The organism is Knoellia sp. S7-12, from assembly GCF_040518285.1.
Lineage (GTDB): Bacteria > Actinomycetota > Actinomycetes > Actinomycetales > Dermatophilaceae > Knoellia.
On record NZ_CP155449.1, the window covers coordinates 3,842,197 to 3,860,050 of the forward strand.

Here is a 17,854-nt window from a genome sequence, read left to right on the forward strand (position 1 = left end):
CTGTCACGGCCTGCCGGGTCGACCGATATGGCCTGCGGCGAACTCGTCCGTGTCGGTGTAGGTGCGCGCGTTGCCCGCCAGGGTTGCCGACGTCCGGTGGACGGCTCGTGCCCCGGTGTCCAGGCTCCGCTCCGACTGGCCCAGCTGCTGGTTGAGGGCCGTTGTCAGAGTCGTCGCCGCGGGGACCTCGCCGAAGTTGCCCGCCGAGACGGTGATGCCGCCGACGAGGTTGGCAGCGCCCGTGAGGGGTCTCGCGGCAGTGTCCAGATCCGAGGCCGCGCCACGCAATGTCTCCGGTGAGACATCGACCTCCTCGCTGAGCCCCAGGTCGGCCAAAGAGGTCTGGGTCATGAAGGGGTTGGCCCAGAGCTCATCGTCGCCGGAGCCGTCCGGGCCGTACTCGTCAGCCGCCGACTCGTAGGTCGTGATGATCTGGCCGTCGAGCTCGATGATGCCCTCGGACATGTTGGGCAGCTCGTAGGGTTCGCCGCGATCGCCGTTGCCCGACTCGTCGTCCTGACGGTCCTGAGTGATCAGCCGGCCGGGCTCGGTGCGGCCCAGAGAGGTGCTGAAGACGTACTCCCCGTCCCGGACGACGACGCCCTGCGCCTGCGGTGGCGTGTGCACATAGCCGCTGCCACCACCAAAACTGGTGTCCTGCGTCCACCCACCGTGACCATCCGGAAGGTAGCGGTACAGCCTGCCGTCGTCGTTCTGGCCGTCGTAGGCGTTGCCCCCACCCCCGATGTCCTCACTGTGGGTGCCGACGTAGAGCGCGCCATCATTGAGAGTGCCGTAGGCGCCGGCACCGTTGGGGAGCTGCGTCGGTGGCCCGATCGGGCCAACGGGTGTGCTGCCGCCATTCATCAGATCCGAGTTGCGGTAGGTGAAGACGTGCGAGGGTTCCCCGCTCGAGGTCACGTAGGTGTACTCGCCGTCGGATGCCACCCCACCGGCGTGGTCGGGAGTCGTGATGTTGCCGTACCCACCCAGCTCGACGTCCACCATCTCCTGACCCGTGGTCGGGTCGACCATCGAGAGCGTCGAGTTCTGGCCCTCGTCCTTGGAGTAGTTGGTCTGGATGATCCACCCCGTGTCCGGGTCGAGACCGAGCCCCTGTGGGATGAGGCCGCGGTCGTCTCCGGTGATCCCCAGGTTCGGGATGAGCGGTCCGAAGCCACCACCATTCTCCCTCAACCACTCGGCAGTCTGGGTCATGCCGGATTGCAACCACTTCAGGGTGTCTGCGTCGAGAGAGCTCGGGTCGATGGTTTCGCCCGACGCGAACGAGGCAACGGTCCCCAACCTCGTGTTGTATTGCGCGGACACACTCAGCAGCTGGCCGTGGACCATCAGGGCAAGAAGGCCCTTGAACACGGGGTTGAGCCCGGCAGGCCGGTTGCGCCAGTAGCCGATGACAGTGTCCGCGTTGCCCGCCATCGCGTCGTACTCGTTGGCGCCGGTGTTCAGGGCGGTCTGGATCCGCCCGAGGACGAAGTAGTTGACCTCGATCCCCTGGCTGACGCCGGCCGTTCGGACGCGGTAGCCGGCGGAGGCCGCGCTGGTCCATTGCGGGCGATCTGCGGCCTCGTCGACGCGGCTGGACGCCTCATTGACCTTCTTCATCGCGTCACCGACGACGTCAGCCTCGGCGCGCACCGTTGCGGAGTTGCCCGAGACGAGCTTGCGATGGAGATCTTCCGGATCGAGCACCAGCACTCCCTCCCCTCATGACGGTCACACGTCCGCGACACACCTTCTCGGAATCCAAGCACGGATTCGCTCACTCGTCAGTGGGGAGCACTCCCCTCCGGCGATGCCACCGACCGGGAACCGCCGTTCCTGGCTCATTCGTGCGAGATCGCCTGGGTTCAGGGAGGATGTCGTCATGCCTTCGACCTCCGATCTGCAGCTCGTGGCCGGGGTCGACAGCTCGACCCAGTCGTGCAAGGTGCTCGTGTGCAATGCCGAGACCGGTGAGATCGTCCGGCAGGGTCGCGCGTCACACCCGGACGGCACCGAGATCCATCCGAGCGAGTGGTGGAAGGCCTATGAGTCGGCCACTGCTGACGGGCTGCTCGACGGTGTGTCCGCGATCGCCGTGGGTGGGCAGCAGCACGGCATGGTCACGTTGGATGAAGCCCACGAAGTCGTCCGACCGGCCCTGCTCTGGAACGACACGAGGTCGGCGCAGGATGCGAGCGACCTCATCGACGACTTCGGTGGCGCGCAGCGGTGGGCGACGCAGGTGGGCGTCGTGCCGGTCGCCTCCTTCACGGTGACGAAGCTGCGTTGGCTGCGTCGCTCCGAGCCCGAGTCGCTTGACCGCACTCGCGCCTGCGTCCTCCCCCATGACTGGCTGACCGGTCAGATCCTCAAGCAGGGCGGCGGTTTTGAGTCGTGGACGACCGACCGTGGCGACGCGTCGGGCACCGGCTACTGGTCCGCGGGATCGGGCGACTACCTGCCGGAGGTGCTCGACCTGGCCATCGGGAGGCAGATCGAGCTGCCGCGCGTTCTCGGGCCGACCGAGGCAGCAGGGCGCACCGACTCCGGCCTGGTGGTTGCCCCCGGCACGGGCGACAACATGGGCGCCGCACTCGGGCTCGGGCTGCGCCCCGGTGACGCCGTCATCTCGCTGGGGACGAGCGGCACGGCCTTCGCCCGCCACGACGCGGCCATCGCCGATGCCAGTGGCGCCGTGGCATCCTTCGCCGACGCGACCGGTGGTTTCCTGCCGCTGCTGGCGACCCTCAACGCGGCGAGGGTGCTCACCGCTGGTGCCTCGATGCTCGGTGTCGACCTGGCCGAGCTAGACCGGCTCGCTCTCGCGGGCGAGGCCGGCGCCCATGGACTCACGCTGCTTCCCTATCTCGACGGCGAGCGCACCCCGAACCTGCCGACCGCCACGGGCACCCTGTCCGGAATGACCCGCACCAACGCCACCCCCGAGAACCTCGCTCGAGCCGTCGTCGAGGGCATGCTCACCAACCTCGCCGAGGCGCTGGATGCGTTGCGTGGACAGGGAGTTCGCGTCGAGCGCGTGTTGCTCATCGGGGGTGCCTCGGCATCGGCCTCCGTGCGCTCCATCGTGGCCGACCTCTTCGGAGCCGAGGTCCACGTGCCGGTGTCCGGTGAGTACGTCGCCCTCGGTGCCGCCCGCCAGGCTGCCGCCACGCTCCTCGGCACGGACCTGCCAGACTGGGAGGTCCAGACCGACGCCGTCCTCGAGCCGGACGCCAAGGCAACCGAACGGATCGCCGAGCTCCGCGGGAGGTACGCCGACCTGCGTACCCAGCTGCACGGCTCCTCGGAATGAAGCGATGCCAGCGGGCTCAGACTCAGCCGTAGTGGTAGCGGCAGGCTGCGATCCGGATCTCGTCATCGACGAGCTTGTAGACGAGCCGATGCTCGTCAGTGGCCCGCCGGGACCAGTAGTCCGCGAAGTCGTGCTTCAGCGCCTCCGGCTTGCCGATCCCGTCATTGCCATTGCGGGCAATGTCCTTGATGAGTGTGTTGATCCGCTTGAGCACCTTGCGGTCCTGCGCCTGCCACCAGAGGTAGTCCTCCCAGGCGTTTTCGTCCCAGACGAGGAGCACGTCAGTCGGCCTCGTGAAGGTCGCGTTTCACGCCCTTGCCGCCCTCGAGACGCTCCATGGCGTCCAGAAGTCGGCGGGCGTTGGCAGGCGAACGCATGAGGTAGGCCGTTTCGCGAAGCGACTCGTAGTCCTCCAACGACACGATCACGACTGGCTCGTGACCGGCTCGGGTGATGACGACCTCTTCACGGTCGTTGGTCACACTGTCGAGCACCTCTGCATATCGAGCGCGTGACTCGGTGTACGTCATGGTCTTCATCACTACCTCCTGTACAGATAACTGTACAGGAAACGCCGATGTTCCCCCGAGCGTGCTCCCACGACCTCGTCCCACGTCACTGGGGTGGGCACCTACTCTGGGCGGGTGAGTGCAACCCTCGTGGCGAAGGACCTGTCCGGAGGGCACGCCCACCGCACCCTCTTCGAGCACCTCGACCTGACCGTCGCGCCCGGCGATGTCGTGGGGGTCGTCGGTGCCAACGGCGCGGGCAAGACCACGCTGCTGCGCCTCCTCGCTGGCGAGTCAGCACCACTCGCCGGCTCCGTCACCACCGCCCCGGGCGACGCGTTCGTCGGGTGGCTGCCGCAGGAGCACGAACGCATCCCGGGCGAGACAGTGTCCGACTACATCGCCCGCCGCACTGGGGCCACGGCCGCGACCGACGCGATGGAAGCAACGGCAGCCGCACTCGGAGGGGACGACGCCACCGCCGACGAGACCTATGCCCTCGCCCTCGACCACTGGCTCGCCAGTGGCGCCCCCGACCTCGAGGACCGCCTCCCCGCGATGCTCGGCGAGCTCGGACTCGACGTCGGCGCCGATGCCCTCATGACCTCGCTCTCGGGTGGGCAGGCTGCGCGCGCAGCCTTGGCTTCCCTGCTTCTCAGCCGCTTCGACATCGTGCTGCTCGACGAACCGACCAACGACCTCGACCTCGCCGGGCTCGACCGCCTCGAGGCTTTTGTCACCGGTCTGAGGGGTGGTGTCGTCCTCGTCTCGCACGACCGCGAGTTCCTGGCGCGCTGTGTGACGCGCATCGTCGAGCTCGATCTGGCGCAGAACTCCGTGGCCGTCCACGACGGCGGCTACGAGTCCTTCCTCGCCGAGCGTGAGATCGCTCGTCGGCACGCCCGCGAGGCCTATGAGGACTTCGCCGGGACCAAGGCCGACCTCGAGTCGCGGGCACGCACCCAGCGCGAGTGGAGCAGCAAGGGCGTCCGCAACGCCATGAAGAAGAGCCCCGACAACGACAAGATCCGTCGAGCAGCCAGCATCGACTCCGCCGAGAAGCAGGCCCGCAAGGTGCGCCAGATGGAGTCGCGGATCGCGCGGCTCGACGAGGTGGAGGAGCCGCGCAAGGAGTGGGTCCTGCAGTTCTCGATCGGGTATGCCCCACGGTCGAGCTCGGTCGTTGCCACCCTCAATGAAGCGGCGGTGCGCCGCGGCGACTTCGTCCTCGGCCCCGTCTCGCTCCAGGTCGACGCAGGCTCACGCATCGGCATCACGGGACCCAACGGCGCCGGCAAGACGACCCTGCTCAGCCTCATCCTTGGCCGCCTGACACCCGACACCGGCAGCTCCAGCCTCGGCGCGAGCGTTGCCGTCGGTGAGATCGACCAGGCTCGCACCGGGCTGCGGGATGACCTGTCACTCGCCGACGCGTTCGGTGAAGCGGTGCCCGACCTGGTCCCTGCGGAGCGCCGCACCCTCCTGGCCAAGTTCGGACTGCGCGCCGACCAGGTGACGAGCCTCGTCTCGCGGCTCTCACCCGGTGAGCGCACGCGCGCAGCCATGGCTCTGCTCCAGGCCCGTGGCGTCAACCTCCTCGTCCTCGACGAGCCGACCAACCATCTCGACCTGCCCGCCATCGAGCAGCTCGAAGAGGCCCTTGACTCCTACGACGGCGCCCTGCTGCTCGTCTCGCACGACCGCCGACTCCTCGAGAACGTCAATCTCGACCAGCGCTGGGACGTCGACGCCGGACAGGTCACCCGCCTCTGACACCCTCGGGCACGATGAGGCCGGCCAGTGCCAGACGTCGCCTCAGCTCGTGGTCGAGCGCAGCCGGCTCGTGCATGCCGTCCAGCACCTTCGTGATCGCGTCCAGTTCGTTGGCCGGGACCGGGAAGCGACCCACCCGACTGACGAGAACGGCGCCCCCATCATTGTCCTCCCAATGGTGCGAGAGGCCACGGCGCAGCCGCCACACCGTCACCTCGTCCTCCGCACCTGCTGCCTGAGCGAGGACCGCGAGCGGTTCAGCGCGCCGGGCACCGCGAACGCTTGGCCGAAGGGCGTCGACGACTTCATCCACACTGATGTCCTGGAGCGCCTTGGCGACGAGCGACCGGACGACTTCTGCCTCGTCGCCGAAGGACACCACGGGGGACTGGCCCGCACTCGCGGTCAGTGGCAGCGTTCGTCGCGCATCGACGTCGTCCATGAGTCGCGACCCCACCCGCGCCAGCAAGGCATCAACGAGGTGCCGGCGAGTCCACGTGTGGACCCCGATCGTGAGGTGGATGCTCGTCCCGCCAAGAGCCGTTGCCGAATGCAGATAGCCGCGCGGGAGATAGAGGCAGTCGCCCGGCTGCAGCGTCTCCTCGATGAGCGGTTCGGCCGCGGCCGCCTGCTCAACGCTGGCTCGGTGCTGTTCCCACGGCTGGTCGCGCAGCGGCGCCTCGAGGACCGGCGGACGGATGCGCCACTGCTTCTCACCGGCGATCTGCAGGACAAAGACGTCGTGGACGTCGTAGTGATCGGCGAACCCTTGGTTCTGCGGCGGCGTGACATAGGCGTTCACTTGGACGGGGTGGCCGAGGTCGTCAGCGAGGTCTGCTGAGAAGGACTGGATCGGTGACCACGTGCGGTGCAGCGCCTGAAGCACCAACGTTGCGCCAGAAGCGAACTCGCGCAGAACCAAGTCATCGCTCAACTGGTCACGGATGCCGGCTCCCACCCCTCCTCCCAGGGTGAACTGGCGATTGGGAAGCGTCGTTCCCTCCTTGGCCATGCGCGCGAACGGCGTCCGCAGGCCTCGACTCGCCACGAGCTCGTCGACGGCGTCGGGGCTGAAGAGGTCGGCGAAGTCTCGGGGCAGATCTGCCGCGCGGGTGAGGTGCGGGGCGCGTGACCAGACCTCGGATGCGAACTCCGCGGCCGGCATACCAACAAGGCGCGCCAGCGCAGGAGAACCCGCGGCCGAGACGGAAGTCTCGGACCGCGGGTTCTCAGGCGCGTCGGTCACTGGGAGCCGTCGGCCCCACCGTCAGCGCCGCCATCGTGCTCACCGGGGACGGCCGGCTGGTCCGCGCCACTGTCGGCCGGGCCCTCAGCCTCGTCGGCTCCGCCATCGGCGCCACCATCGTGCTCATCGGGAGCGCCGGTCTCGCCTGCGCCACTGTCGGCCGGACCCTCGGTCTCGACACCCGAGGTGCCCTGGGGTGCCTGACCGAGGTCGGAGAGGTTCTCGTCGGGGTTCATGCCACTGGTCGGGTTCTGCGTCATCGCGTACCTCCATGTGTGGACCGACCCTGATCGGTGTCGGGTCCTGTCTGTCTACCCGCTCGCGCGCGGGTGCCGCTACACACCAAAGGGTGAATTCGCGGGTCAGGCAGATGAGCCCGGCTCGAGTCGGGCACCCGGCGCCACGACGACGCCACGCCCGATGCGGCTGTCGCGTCCGACGAGGACGAGCCGGTCGTCGCCGATCCGCGTGCCGGGAGGAGTCTCACCGACACGAGCACCTCGTGCGATCGTGCTGGCGGAGTCGACCACCGCGCCGCGCACCTCCGCGCCCGCCTCGATGCTCGTCTGGGCAAACACGACAGAATCTTCAACAACGGCACCCTTGGCCACCCGCACTCCCGGGCCGAGAACACTGCGGACCACGGTGCCCGCGATGTCGGCCCCGGCGCTGATGATCGAGGCGTCCACCTGGGCGTCGCGACGGATCACCGCAGACGGGAGCTCGGGCCAGCGCGTGAGGATGGGCCACGCGGGGTCGTCGAACACGTCGACCCGCCCGGCAAGCAGATCGCGGTGTGCCGCAACGTATTCGCTCGGCGTCCCGAGGTCACGCCAGTAGCCAGGCAGCGTGAACGCATGCACGGCGCCACCATCGACGAGCCTTGGGATCAGGTGCTCACCGAAGTCACCCACCCCTGAGTCCTCACCGTCCGCTGCATCGACCCGCTCCGCCCTCAGATCCTCGAGGGCATCGGACAGGCGGGAGGGGTCGTAGGCGAAGATCTCGGCGGCGACCGTCGTCGTCGCAGGACTCTCGGGCTTGTAGTCGAAGGCCTTCACCAGACCGTCGCGACCCACCTCGACGACCCCCTTGTCCGCCGCCTGGGACTGCGTGACCTCGGTCGTGACGATCGTGCACGACGAGCCGCGGTCGAGGTGCTGGTCGACGACGTCACGCAGGTCGAGAGAGCAGACCGAGTCGGCGCTGAGGACGAGGACGACGTCGGCTCCGAACGCGCGGATCGCGTCGAGGTTGCGATAGAGGTCGTCACCGTTGCCCTCGCTGAAGCCGTCCTGCGAGGCCGACCCACTCCCCTCCTGCGGCGGTAGCCACTGCAGCCCACCGCGCGTGCGGTCCAAGTCCCACGGGCGCCCGTTCGCGACGTGCTTGTGCAGGCTGGTGGCGAGGTACTGCACCGACAGCCACACATCACTGATCCCGCTGTTGGCCAGCGACGACAGGGCAAAGTCGACGAGTTGGTACTGACCGGCATACGGCAGGGCGGGTTTGGCCCGCTCGCGGGTCAGGACGTCCATGCGTGAGCCCTTGCCGCCCGCCTGGATGATCGCCAGCACCTTCGGTCGTCTCGCCATGCACCCACTGTGCCCCACGATGGGTCGCTGCTCCTCATCACCTAGATTCGAGGGATGAGTACTGCGCGTGAGTTCGACCTCGTCCTTGTGGGCGCCACCGGTTTTGTCGGGCGCCTGACCGCCGCCCACCTTGCGGAGCACGCGCCAGCATCGGTGCGGATCGCCTTGGCTGGCAGGTCGGAATCCCGTCTGTCCGACGTGCGGGCGTCGCTGCCTCCGGCGGCCGCCGACTGGCCGCTCGTCGTCGTCGACACGACCGACTCGGCCGCCGTCGTGGACTTGGCCGGCCGCACCCGTGTCGTGGTCACCACCGTGGGTCCCTACGCAAAATTGGGTATGCCGCTCGCTTCCGCGTGCGCTGCCGCCGGAACCCACTACGCCGACCTCACCGGCGAGGTCCTCTTTGTCCGGGACAGCATCGACGCGAACCACGCCGAGGCAGAGCGGACCGGCGCCCGGATCGTCCACTCGTGCGGCTTCGACTCGATCCCGTCCGACCTTGGTGTCTGGAAGCTCGCGCAGCGCGTGGCTGCTGACGGCGAAGGCACTCTCGGCGAGACCGTCCTGCACGTCCGGACCCTTCGCGGCGGCATCAGCGGAGGCACGATCGACTCGATGCGCCAGCAGGCCATCGAGTCCAGCGGCGACAAGTCGCGCCGCCGCGCCGTGACCGATCCCTACGGGTTGAGCCCCGAGCGTGATGCCGAGCCACCGTCGCGCAACCGCCCGACCGATGACTTCGGGCTGCTGGGCAAGCTGCAGGCGGTGGCCGGCACCCGCTACGACCAGGTGACGAAGCGGTGGGTCGCACCATTCTTCATGGCGTCGTTCAACACCCGCATCGTGCGTCGCAGCAACGCTTTGACGAACTGGTCCTACGGTCGCGAGTTCCGCTACGACGAGGTCATGGACACCGGACGCGGACCTCTGGGTGCCGTCAAGGCGGGTCTGACCTCGGCCGTGCTCGGCGGACTCTTCGCCGGCATGTCCACCGCGCCGACTCGTTCGGTCCTCGACCGGGTGCTGCCCAAGCCCGGCGAGGGCCCTTCCCACGAGACCATGGCCAACGGGAAGTTCGTCATGGATGTCGAGACGACCACGACGACGGGTGCGCGCTACCGCTCACGGGTGGCGGCGGCATACGACCCGGGTTATTCAGGGACGGCGATCATGCTGGGACAGGCAGGCCTGGCTCTGGCCCTCGACGAATTGCCCTCTCGCGCGGGAGTGCTCACGCCCTCGGTGGCGCTGGGCGATGCCCTGGTGACGCGTCTGGAGGGCTTCGACTTCGAGTTCACGACCAGCCGATCGTGAGTCTGACCACCACCCTGAGGCATCGAGCTGACCTCCTCGCCTACATCCCCCTGGCCGTCGTCACGACGGCGGCCTCCGTCACCGGGCGCGAGCGCACCCACCTGATGAGCAAGATGCTGCTCGCCCCGACGTTGGCCGGAGGCGTCATCGCGACTCGGGGCGAGCGTTCAACGTCCCGCACGGCGACCCTCACCACGGCCCTCGTCGGATCCGGGATCGGCGACTGGTTCATGAACCGCTCCGGTGTCGCGCCCCCGGAGAGCCAGGCGCGGCGCCAGCTCGTGCGGCTCGGAGCGGGGGCGTTCGCCATCCAACAAGCCGGCCTCCTCCGACTCCTCGTGGGCGACGGTGTCCGTCCACGCGTCCGCCCGGCTGCAGCGGTCGGAGGCGTCCTGGCTGGACTCGGAGCGCTCGAGCTCAGAGCGACGGGCGAGCCGGACCCTGTCCTCACCGGCTATGGCCTGCTGCTCGGGTCGATGTCGGCCGTCTCCCTGAGCGATGGTGGCAGTCCGCGACGGCGTCGGTCCGTGGCTCTGGGCGGAGGGCTCTTTCTCGTGTCCGACGCCGCGATCATCGTCGGCGAGCACGTGGCAAAAACCCCGCGACAGCGCGCAGTGGTCTCCGGCATCGTGTTGTCGACCTACACCGCAGCCCTCGCCCTCCTGGTTCACGGGTTGCGCGACGAGCCACGCACTGTGAAACCTGGAGTCGCATGAGCATCCGCGAGATCACCGAGCCCGAGTGGGTCGAGTTCTTCCCGACCTTCACCGAGGTCGTCGACTCCGGCGAGACCTATGCGTTCCCCGCCGGGCTGTCGATCGACGATGCCCGTGGGTGGTGGCTGGAGTCCCCGCCCGGCGTGACCGTCGTCGCCATCGATGAGGAGACCGGCGCGGTTCTCGGATCGGCCAAGACCGGTCCCAACCGCCCGGGCCGTGGGTCACACGTCGCCACGGCGTCGTTCATGGTGGCCTCGGCGGCGCGCGGTCGCGGAGTCGGGCGAGCTCTCGGCGAGTGGGTGCTGGCCTGGGCGCGCGAGCAGGGCTACGCCGCAATGCAGTTCAACGCTGTCGTTGAGACCAACGTCGCGGCCGTCACGCTGTGGCAGAAGCTGGGGTTCTCGATCATCGGGACCGTTCCCGAGGCGTTCGACAGCCGAGAGCACGGACGTGTGGGCCTGCACGTCATGCACCGATACCTCTGAGACCAGTACCCATCCGTCGCGCGCCTTGACTTCGAGTGCACTCGAAGGCTGAAGATGGACGGGTGACCACCATTGCCCCGCCCACTGGGCTGACCATCGCCGAGGCCGCAGAGCAGACCGGCCTCACGACCCACACGTTGCGCTACTACGAGCGCGACGGGTTGATGCTGCGCGATGTGCCGCGCTCCAGCTCGGGGCATCGGGTCTATGCCGAGGCCGATCTGCGCTGGGTGACGATGCTGACGCGGCTGCGCGCCACGGGCATGCCCATCCGCGAGGTGAAGCACTACGCCGAGTTGTGCCAGAGCGGATCTGGCAACGAGGTCGAGCGGCTCGCGGTCCTGCAGGCACACCGGACGCGTGTCCTCGCCCAGCTGGCCGAGGTCACCGAGCACCTGGGCGCGATCGACAACAAGATCGGCCTCTATCTGTCCAAGGTGGATCTCCCGGACGAGTAGTCGTAAAGCCGACTTCGCAGGCGCTTGACTTCGAGCGCACTCGAAGACGTTGACTCGCTGTCATGACCACCAACGACGCAACCACGATCCCCACCCGGACCCTCGGGACCAACACGTCCGCCCTCTCCGTCTCCGCTCTCGGACTGGGCTGTATGGGTATGTCCGAGTTCTATGGCACCGGCGACGAAGCCACCGGCATCGCGACCATCCGACGCGCTCTCGACCTCGGGGTGACCTTCCTCGACACCGCCGACATGTACGGCCCCTTCACCAACGAGCGCCTTGTCGGCAAGGCCATCGCCGGGCGCCGCGACGAGGTCGTCCTCGCCACGAAGTTCGGCAACGAGCGCGCCGAGGACGGGACTCGCCTCGGCGTCAACGGCCGACCCGACTATGTGCACCGCGCCGCCGACGCCTCGCTCCAGCGTCTTGGCGTCGACCACCTCGACCTCTACTACCAGCACCGCGTCGACCAGAGCGTCCCGATCGAGGAGACCGTCGGCGCCATGGCAGAACTCGTCGCTGCGGGCAAGGTCCGCCACCTCGGGCTCTCGGAGGCCTCGCCCGACACGATCCGCCGGGCCCACGCGGTCCACCCGATCACGGCGCTCCAGACGGAGTACTCGCTCTTCACCCGCGACATCGAGGACGAGATCCTGCCGACCATCCGCGAGCTCGGCATCGGTCTGGTGCCCTACTCACCGCTGGGCCGGGGAATCCTCACGGGCGCGATCACAGCCGAAGCGGACCTTGACGCGAGCGACTCGCGACGCACGGCATACTTCCCGCGGTTCCAGGGCGACGCCCTGGACGCGAACCTCGCGCTCGTCGCCAAGGTGCGCGAGATCGCCGAAGGCAAGGGTGCGACGGCTGGCCAGCTGGCCCTCGCCTGGGTGCTGGCCCAGGGCACGGACATCGCCCCCATTCCCGGCACCAAGCGCATCACCTACCTCGAAGAGAACATCGGTGCCGCCGCGATCACGCTCAGCGACGCCGACCTCGAGGCGCTCGCGACGGCAGTGCCTCGCGACGCTGTGGTGGGCGCTCGCTATGGAGACATGTCGAGCATCGACGCCTAGGACAGCGGGTTCGGGCCAGCAGGCCTGGGCGTCGGCGGCGGGTGGCAGCATGCCTGCATGCCTTCCCCGTCCGACGACTTCGGCCAGCCCGGTGTGCAGCGCGCCTACGACACGGTGGCCAAGACCTACGCGACCCACATCCCGGACACCAGCGCCGAGTCGCCCCTCGAGCTCGCAATGGTCGATGCGTTCATCGCGGCGGTGAAGGCTGACGGCGACGACGGGCGGGTGCTTGATGCTGGGTGCGGTGCCGGTCGGATGAGTCGCTACCTCGCCGACCGCGGCTGCGCCGTCCAGGGCATGGACCTCTCCCCCGGCATGGTCGAGATGGCGCATCGTGACCACCCCGACCTCTCGTTCGCTGTCGGATCGCTGACCGACCTGCCGTTCCCGGACGGCGCGTTCGCTGGCGTGTTGCTCTGGTACTCCGCAATCCACACTCCGCCGCAGGGCCAGCCGCAGATCTTCGCCGAGGCAGCTCGCGTCCTACGCCCTGCGGGTCAGCTGTTGATTGGTCTGCAGGCTGGCGCAGGCACCCGGGACGTCTCCGCGTCCTACGCGCGGTTCGGTCACATGGTCGAACTGGAGCGGCACCTCTACACCGCCGACGAGGTCGCCGCCTTCGCCACGGCCGCCGGACTCAGCGAGACCGCCCGCCTGGTCCGCCGCCCACGGGGCACGGAGCGCGACGACCAGGCAGCCCTGCTCTTCGTCAGGTGAGTTTGCGGACAACCCCGAGCGGCAGGTGTCGCATCGCGGTGCCGAGCGGCTTCCACGGCCAGGCCGGGACGCGCGCTGAGTCCACACCCTTCTCGATCGCCTCGACGATGCCGCGCACACCGGTCTCGGTGTCCACCATGAACTTCGTCTTCTGCTCGACCTTCTCGTTCATCTCCGAGCGGATGTATCCCGGATAGATCGTCGACACCGTGATGTCGAGGTCGGGCTTGCCGAGCATCTCGTTGCGGATGCCTTCGGCGACGTGCGCGATCCCGGCCTTCGTCGCGGCATACGTCGTGACGGTCTTGGGCATCCCCCGCATGGCTGACATGGAGGAGATGACGACCAGGTGGCCGCGCTTCTTGGCCCGGAAGATCTCCATCGCCGCCTCGCACTGAGCGAGCGCCCCGACGAAGTTCGTCATCGCCGTCGCCTTGTTGGCCTCCCACCCCCCGACACCGATGGGTGCACCCTTGCCGAGACCGGCGTTGACGACGACCCGGTCGACGCCGCCCAGCTCCTCCTCGAACTCACGGAAGACCCGGAAGACCGCGTCATCGTCGGTGACGTCGAGGGCCTTGACCGCGACCGTGCGATCCGGGTGGGCGGCCGTGATCTCGACAGCGAGTTCGTCGAGCCGCTCGGTGCGGCGAGCGCACAGGGCCAGGTCATGGCCTTTCGCCGCGAGCTGTCGGGCGAGCTCTGCGCCGATGCCGGAGCTGGCGCCGGTGATGAGGGTGGTGGTCATGAGCAGTGTTCTCCTCAGCGGGTGGTGAGCATCTCGGGGATACGTTCGAGGTGGGCGGTGTCATTGAAGGTGCGCAGGACCGGGCCAGTCGAGCCGACGCTCAACGTGGTGAGTGAGGTGTTGGCGATGACGCGCTGCAGCTGGGTCCACACGGGCGCGCCCCCACCGATCAGCGAGGCCGCCACCCACGAGATCGCGCCTGCGGAGCTGACGACGACCGCCGTCTCACCCTGCCCCAGGTCATCGACCACGGACGCGAGTCCGCCAAGCACCCGGTCACCGAAGGCCGTGAAGGGTTCGGTGTAGTCCGCAGCATGCTCGCCAGCCACCCAGCGTTCGGTCGCCACGGCATACATCTCGTCGAAGGCCCTGCGGGGCCTCATTGTTCTGGCCAGGTCGGCCTTCATGACGGTCATCGACCGATAGGCCGGTTTGTATGCCGTGAGAATCGCACCGTGGGCGTACTCGTCCCACGCGTCGTCCACGGCGACCTCGGTCTCCCAGCCTGCCTCGGCGACAAGGTCTGCTGCCGTGTCGCGCTGCCGCCGCATGGACCCGCTGACGACGCGACTCGGGTGCAGGTCGCGCCCGGTGAGCTCGCGCCCCACGACCTTGGCCTGCTCGTGGCCGAGGTCCGAGAGCTTGTCGTAGTCCTTCTTGCCCCACGATGCCTGACCGTGGCGGACGAGGACGATGCGGCTCATCGGCTGCCGGCGCGGCGATGCTGGCGGAGGAGCACACGACAACGCAGATCGAGATAGAGCACGAACCAGCGCATCCGCTTGGCCTGCGGGTTCGTCGTCTCACCGCGATAGGTGCGGAGGTAGATCTGCTGAGCGATGACGGCGAGGCGAAACAGCCCGAAGACCTCATAGAACGTCCACCGCTCACCGTCCATGGGAATTCCCATGCGGTCGCAGTAGTAGCGCACCGCGTCGATCCGGGTGAGCATCCCCGGCGTGTGGGTCGGTTGCAGGCGCAAGGCCTTGGCCACGGGGTCATCGCTTGCCTGCACCCAGTAGGCCATGGCTCCGCCGAGGTCCATGAGCGGGTCGCCGACCGTCGCCATCTCCCAGTCGAGGACGCCGACGATGCGCGTCGGGTCGTCCTCGGCGAGCACAAGGTTGTCGAAGCGGAAGTCGTTGTGGATGAGCACCTGGCCGACATCCTCAGGCCGGTTGTCCTCGAGCCATTTCATGACGGGCTCGAACGACCCGACGTTGGGGGTGCGCGCTTTGCGGTAGCGCGCCGACCAACCCGTGACCTGACGCTCGACGTAGCCTGCGCCCTTGCCCAGGTCGCCCAGTCCAGCAGCCGCAACGTCCACCCGGTGCAGGTCGACCAACGTGTCGAGAGCGTTGCGGCACAGGAGGTTGACGCCATCACGCGACAGTCCGAGCGATGCCGGGACGTCTCGTCGCAGGATCGTTCCGACGAGCCGCTCCATCACATAGAACTCCGAGCCGATGACTGACTCGTCGCCGCAGTAGGCCACGATCTTCGGCACCTGGTCATATACGTGACCCAGCGACTGCTGGATGTCACTCTCGCGGCGCATGTCGTGGGCGCCCCTGGCCTTGGTCCCACCTGGTGGGCGCCGCAGGATGAGGTCGCGCGACGGATAGCGGAGCAGGTAGGTGAGGTTGGAGGCGCCACCCTTGAACTGCCGCACCTCGGGCGTCGCGTCGAGCCCGGGCTCACCGCGGGTCTGCTCCCTCAACCAGACCGCCAGAGCCTCGATGTCAAAGGAGTCCTCGTCGCGCACAGGGACGGCGTTGCTGGGCGTCGTCGGCCCCTCAGGCATCGCGCGTCTTCCGTGCGAGCTTGGCGCCAGCCTTGGTCGCAAAGTGGTTGTATGCCGGTCGAACCAGCCGCTTCGTCCAGTAGGCCTGGCGGCCGAGCCGATCGGTGAGGATGACGCGCTTGTGCCCGTCAATGCCCTTGAGGACGGTCGCAGCGACCTCGTCAGCGGTCATCTGCGCCTTGGTGATGAGCTTGACGGCGGTTGCCTCCATCGCGATGTCCTTGCCCTGGAGCGACTCGTGGAGGTTGGTCCTGAAGAACGCCGGGCAGATCACCGACACGTGGATGTCCCAGGGCGCGAGCTCGAAGCCGAGGGTCTCGGACAGCGCGACGACGCCTGCCTTGGCGGCGTTGTAGGAGGACATGCCCGGGCCGTGCACGAGACCGGCGAGGGACGCCGTGTTGACGATGTGGCCCGAGCGCTGCTCCTTGAGCAGAGGCGTGAACGTCTGGCATCCGCGCACGACACCGAGCAGGTTGATGTCGAGGACCCGCTCCCAGTCGGAGATCGCCTCGACGTCGATCCGGCCGCCGGTCGCCACGCCGGCGTTGTTGACGAGGACGTCGAGCGCGCCCCACGTCTCACGCACGTGAGCCAGGGCGGCATCCCAGTCCTGTTGGCTGCGGACATCAAGACTGATGTAGTCCGCGCCGTCCGGCAGCGAGTCAGGACGGGTCTCGGCAAGATCACCGATGAGGACCTGGTCGCCGCGTCCGAGGAAGGCGTTGGCCAGCGCGAGGCCGAGGCCGGAGGCGCCACCGGTGATGAGGACTCGACGGCTCATGAGCGGCTCGCCCTCTCTGAGTAGGGGTGGAGGAGGATGCGCGCGATGACCCCGAGGTGGACCTCGTCGGGTCCGTCGGCGAGGCGGAGCGAGCGGGCGTTGGCGTAGGCCGCGGACAGGGGGAAGTCCTCGGACATTCCCGCGCCTCCATGGATCTGGATCGCCATGTCGATGACGTCGCACGCCATCTGCGGCACGGCGACCTTGATCTCGCTGACCTCGCTCATCGCGGCGAGCCCGCCGACGTTGTCGAGCTTCCATGCGGCGTGGTGCACCAACAGACGGGCTTGGTTGATGGCAATGCGAGCGTGGGCCAGGCGTTCCCGGTTGCCGCCGAGGTTCGCGATCGGCTTGCCGAAGGCGGTGCGCGACGTGGCGCGTTCGCAGGCGAGCTCGAGCGCACGCTCGGCCAACCCGATGAGGCGCATGCAGTGATGGACCCGACCGGGCCCCAACCGTCCCTGCGCGATCTCGAACGCGCGACCCGGGCCAGCGATGATGTTGGTGACGGGCAGCCGCACGTCGGTGAGTGAGACCTCGCCGTGGCCGATCGGCTCGTCGTAGTGACCCAGCGCCGACAGCATCCGCTCGACCTTCACGCCCGGGTGGTCAAAGGGCACGACGACCATCGAGTGCCGCGCGTGCCGTGACGCCTCTGGATCGGTGACCCCCATGAAGATGGCGACCTTGCAGTCGGGGTTGCCCACTCCGGTGGACCACCACTTGCGACCGTTGAGGACGACCTCGTCGCCGTCGATCACGGCGGTCGCCTCCATGTTGGTCGCGTCCGATGACGCGACACCTGGCTCGGTCATGAGGAACGCGCTGCGGACCCGTCCGTCGAGGAGCGGTTCCAGCCACTGCGCCTTCTGCTCGTCGGTGCCGTAGTTGAGCAGCACCTCCATGTTGCCGGTGTCGGGCGCGTTGCAGTTGAAGACCAGCGGCGCCGAGAAGGAGCGTCCCATCGCCTCTGCAACCGGTGCGTAGTCCACGTTCGACAGTCCCGCGTCGCCATCGGTGCCGAACTGCGCGGCATACGGGCCCTCGTGTCCGGCAGGGAGGAAGAGATTCCACAGTCCCTGCTCGCGTGCCTTGGCCTGCAGCTCCGCGAGGAGCGGATGGGCCGGCCAGGGGTCCTCACCGGCTGCGCGACGGGCTGCGATATCGGCGGCCATGACCCGCTCTGCCGGCTCGATCTCGGTGTCGATGAAGTTCCTGACACGTTGGGCCAGGTCGAGGGAACGCTCCGACGATGAGAAGTCCATGCGCCCAACCTAGGTGAGCGACCGCTTAGTTGGATA

At 68.2% G+C, this 17,854-nt stretch carries 19 protein-coding genes; 8 read left to right on the forward strand and 11 right to left on the reverse strand.

Features of this window, described 5'->3' with window-relative positions; genetic code table 11:
* Positions 1-3: 3 nt before the first annotated feature.
* Positions 4-1,713 carry a hypothetical protein gene (locus tag V6K52_RS18550; protein WP_353951586.1) on the reverse strand — a complete coding sequence of 570 codons (1,710 nt, stop codon included), beginning with the start codon at positions 1,711-1,713 and terminating at the stop codon, positions 4-6.
* A gap of 175 nt (positions 1,714-1,888) precedes the next feature.
* Between V6K52_RS18550 and xylB the strand changes: the two genes are divergently transcribed.
* Positions 1,889-3,319, forward strand: a complete 1,431-nt coding sequence (gene xylB, locus V6K52_RS18555; RefSeq protein WP_353951587.1) for a xylulokinase — start codon at positions 1,889-1,891, stop codon at positions 3,317-3,319.
* A 22-nt stretch (positions 3,320-3,341) separates the two neighbouring features.
* Here the strand turns inward: xylB and V6K52_RS18560 are convergent, their stop codons facing one another.
* Both V6K52_RS18560 and V6K52_RS18565 read right to left on the reverse strand, forming a co-directional pair.
* Positions 3,342-3,599, reverse strand: coding sequence for a Txe/YoeB family addiction module toxin (locus V6K52_RS18560; protein WP_353951588.1), 258 nt, complete (start codon positions 3,597-3,599; stop codon positions 3,342-3,344).
* Between the two features lies 1 nt (position 3,600).
* Positions 3,601-3,858, reverse strand: a complete 258-nt coding sequence (locus tag V6K52_RS18565; RefSeq protein ID WP_353951589.1) for a type II toxin-antitoxin system prevent-host-death family antitoxin — start codon at positions 3,856-3,858, stop codon at positions 3,601-3,603.
* Positions 3,859-3,963: 105 nt separating this feature from the next.
* On the opposite strand from V6K52_RS18565, the gene V6K52_RS18570 reads away from it, so the two are divergent.
* On the forward strand, positions 3,964-5,601 hold the full coding sequence (locus V6K52_RS18570) for an ABC-F family ATP-binding cassette domain-containing protein (RefSeq protein WP_353951590.1): 1,638 nt from the start codon (positions 3,964-3,966) through the stop codon (positions 5,599-5,601).
* On the opposite strand, the gene V6K52_RS18575 is transcribed toward V6K52_RS18570, so the two are convergent.
* The 3 genes from V6K52_RS18575 to V6K52_RS18585 form a co-directional block, all read right to left on the reverse strand.
* Entirely contained in the window at positions 5,588-6,847 is a 1,260-nt protein-coding gene (locus V6K52_RS18575; protein WP_353951591.1) for a cupin domain-containing protein, read from the reverse strand. The genes V6K52_RS18570 and V6K52_RS18575 overlap by 14 nt on opposite strands.
* Positions 6,844-7,107: a BatC protein gene (locus V6K52_RS18580; protein WP_353951592.1), complete on the reverse strand. Its 264-nt coding sequence runs from the start codon at positions 7,105-7,107 to the stop codon at positions 6,844-6,846. Before V6K52_RS18580 ends, V6K52_RS18575 begins: the two co-directional genes overlap by 4 nt.
* Before the next feature lie 102 nt (positions 7,108-7,209).
* A complete protein-coding gene (locus tag V6K52_RS18585) occupies positions 7,210-8,442 on the reverse strand; it encodes a sugar phosphate nucleotidyltransferase (RefSeq protein WP_353951593.1) in 1,233 nt (410 codons plus the stop codon).
* A 54-nt stretch (positions 8,443-8,496) separates the two neighbouring features.
* Here V6K52_RS18585 and V6K52_RS18590 point away from each other — a divergent pair, with 54 nt between their 5' ends.
* From V6K52_RS18590 to V6K52_RS18615, 6 genes are all read left to right on the forward strand, one after another.
* Positions 8,497-9,756, forward strand: a complete 1,260-nt coding sequence (locus tag V6K52_RS18590) for a saccharopine dehydrogenase NADP-binding domain-containing protein (protein ID WP_353951594.1) — start codon at positions 8,497-8,499, stop codon at positions 9,754-9,756.
* Complete coding sequence (locus V6K52_RS18595; RefSeq protein ID WP_353951595.1) at positions 9,753-10,472, forward strand: lysoplasmalogenase family protein; 720 nt, start codon at positions 9,753-9,755, stop codon at positions 10,470-10,472. Before V6K52_RS18590 ends, V6K52_RS18595 begins: the two co-directional genes overlap by 4 nt.
* Entirely contained in the window at positions 10,469-10,960 is a 492-nt protein-coding gene (locus V6K52_RS18600; RefSeq protein ID WP_353951596.1) for a GNAT family N-acetyltransferase, read from the forward strand. Before V6K52_RS18595 ends, V6K52_RS18600 begins: the two co-directional genes overlap by 4 nt.
* Positions 10,961-11,022: 62 nt before the next feature.
* The gene (locus V6K52_RS18605) at positions 11,023-11,418 is read left to right on the forward strand and encodes a MerR family transcriptional regulator (RefSeq protein WP_353951597.1); all 396 of its coding nucleotides are present in this window, start codon (positions 11,023-11,025) and stop codon (positions 11,416-11,418) included.
* A 62-nt stretch (positions 11,419-11,480) separates the two neighbouring features.
* Complete coding sequence (locus V6K52_RS18610; RefSeq protein WP_353951598.1) at positions 11,481-12,497, forward strand: aldo/keto reductase; 1,017 nt, start codon at positions 11,481-11,483, stop codon at positions 12,495-12,497.
* Positions 12,498-12,554: 57 nt separating this feature from the next.
* Positions 12,555-13,217, forward strand: a complete 663-nt coding sequence (locus tag V6K52_RS18615; RefSeq protein ID WP_353951599.1) for a class I SAM-dependent methyltransferase — start codon at positions 12,555-12,557, stop codon at positions 13,215-13,217.
* On the opposite strand, the gene V6K52_RS18620 is transcribed toward V6K52_RS18615, so the two are convergent.
* Genes V6K52_RS18620 through V6K52_RS18640 form a run of 5 tightly spaced genes read right to left on the reverse strand, consistent with a single transcriptional unit; the run spans position 13,210 to position 17,818 of the window.
* Complete coding sequence (locus V6K52_RS18620) at positions 13,210-13,965, reverse strand: SDR family oxidoreductase (protein ID WP_353951600.1); 756 nt, start codon at positions 13,963-13,965, stop codon at positions 13,210-13,212. The genes V6K52_RS18615 and V6K52_RS18620 overlap by 8 nt on opposite strands.
* 14 nt (positions 13,966-13,979) lie before the next feature.
* Complete coding sequence (locus V6K52_RS18625) at positions 13,980-14,669, reverse strand: histidine phosphatase family protein (protein ID WP_353951601.1); 690 nt, start codon at positions 14,667-14,669, stop codon at positions 13,980-13,982.
* Positions 14,666-15,769 carry a phosphotransferase family protein gene (locus tag V6K52_RS18630; RefSeq protein WP_353951602.1) on the reverse strand — a complete coding sequence of 368 codons (1,104 nt, stop codon included), beginning with the start codon at positions 15,767-15,769 and terminating at the stop codon, positions 14,666-14,668. The genes V6K52_RS18625 and V6K52_RS18630 overlap by 4 nt, the downstream gene beginning before the upstream one ends.
* Positions 15,762-16,553, reverse strand: a complete 792-nt coding sequence (locus tag V6K52_RS18635) for an SDR family NAD(P)-dependent oxidoreductase (RefSeq protein ID WP_353951603.1) — start codon at positions 16,551-16,553, stop codon at positions 15,762-15,764. Before V6K52_RS18635 ends, V6K52_RS18630 begins: the two co-directional genes overlap by 8 nt.
* A complete protein-coding gene (locus tag V6K52_RS18640) occupies positions 16,550-17,818 on the reverse strand; it encodes an acyl-CoA dehydrogenase family protein (protein ID WP_353951604.1) in 1,269 nt (422 codons plus the stop codon). The genes V6K52_RS18635 and V6K52_RS18640 overlap by 4 nt, the downstream gene beginning before the upstream one ends.
* Positions 17,819-17,854: the final 36 nt, after the last annotated feature.

What these genes read in the sequence shown, in the direction of transcription:
- V6K52_RS18585 (WP_353951593.1), bottom strand. Translation starts at nt 8,442, where the DNA reads ATGGCGAGACGACCGAAGGTGCTGGCGATCATCCAGGCGGGCGGCAAG.
- V6K52_RS18635 (WP_353951603.1), bottom strand. Translation starts at nt 16,553, where the DNA reads ATGAGCCGTCGAGTCCTCATCACCGGTGGCGCCTCCGGCCTCGGCCTC.
- V6K52_RS18640 (WP_353951604.1), bottom strand. Translation starts at nt 17,818, where the DNA reads ATGGACTTCTCATCGTCGGAGCGTTCCCTCGACCTGGCCCAACGTGTC.
- V6K52_RS18615 (WP_353951599.1), top strand. Translation starts at nt 12,555, where the DNA reads ATGCCTTCCCCGTCCGACGACTTCGGCCAGCCCGGTGTGCAGCGCGCC.
- V6K52_RS18600 (WP_353951596.1), top strand. Translation starts at nt 10,469, where the DNA reads ATGAGCATCCGCGAGATCACCGAGCCCGAGTGGGTCGAGTTCTTCCCG.
- V6K52_RS18610 (WP_353951598.1), top strand. Translation starts at nt 11,481, where the DNA reads ATGACCACCAACGACGCAACCACGATCCCCACCCGGACCCTCGGGACC.
- V6K52_RS18565 (WP_353951589.1), bottom strand. Translation starts at nt 3,858, where the DNA reads ATGAAGACCATGACGTACACCGAGTCACGCGCTCGATATGCAGAGGTG.
- xylB (WP_353951587.1), top strand. Translation starts at nt 1,889, where the DNA reads ATGCCTTCGACCTCCGATCTGCAGCTCGTGGCCGGGGTCGACAGCTCG.
- V6K52_RS18580 (WP_353951592.1), bottom strand. Translation starts at nt 7,107, where the DNA reads ATGACGCAGAACCCGACCAGTGGCATGAACCCCGACGAGAACCTCTCC.
- V6K52_RS18625 (WP_353951601.1), bottom strand. Translation starts at nt 14,669, where the DNA reads ATGAGCCGCATCGTCCTCGTCCGCCACGGTCAGGCATCGTGGGGCAAG.
- V6K52_RS18630 (WP_353951602.1), bottom strand. Translation starts at nt 15,769, where the DNA reads ATGCCTGAGGGGCCGACGACGCCCAGCAACGCCGTCCCTGTGCGCGAC.
- V6K52_RS18590 (WP_353951594.1), top strand. Translation starts at nt 8,497, where the DNA reads ATGAGTACTGCGCGTGAGTTCGACCTCGTCCTTGTGGGCGCCACCGGT.
- V6K52_RS18620 (WP_353951600.1), bottom strand. Translation starts at nt 13,965, where the DNA reads ATGACCACCACCCTCATCACCGGCGCCAGCTCCGGCATCGGCGCAGAG.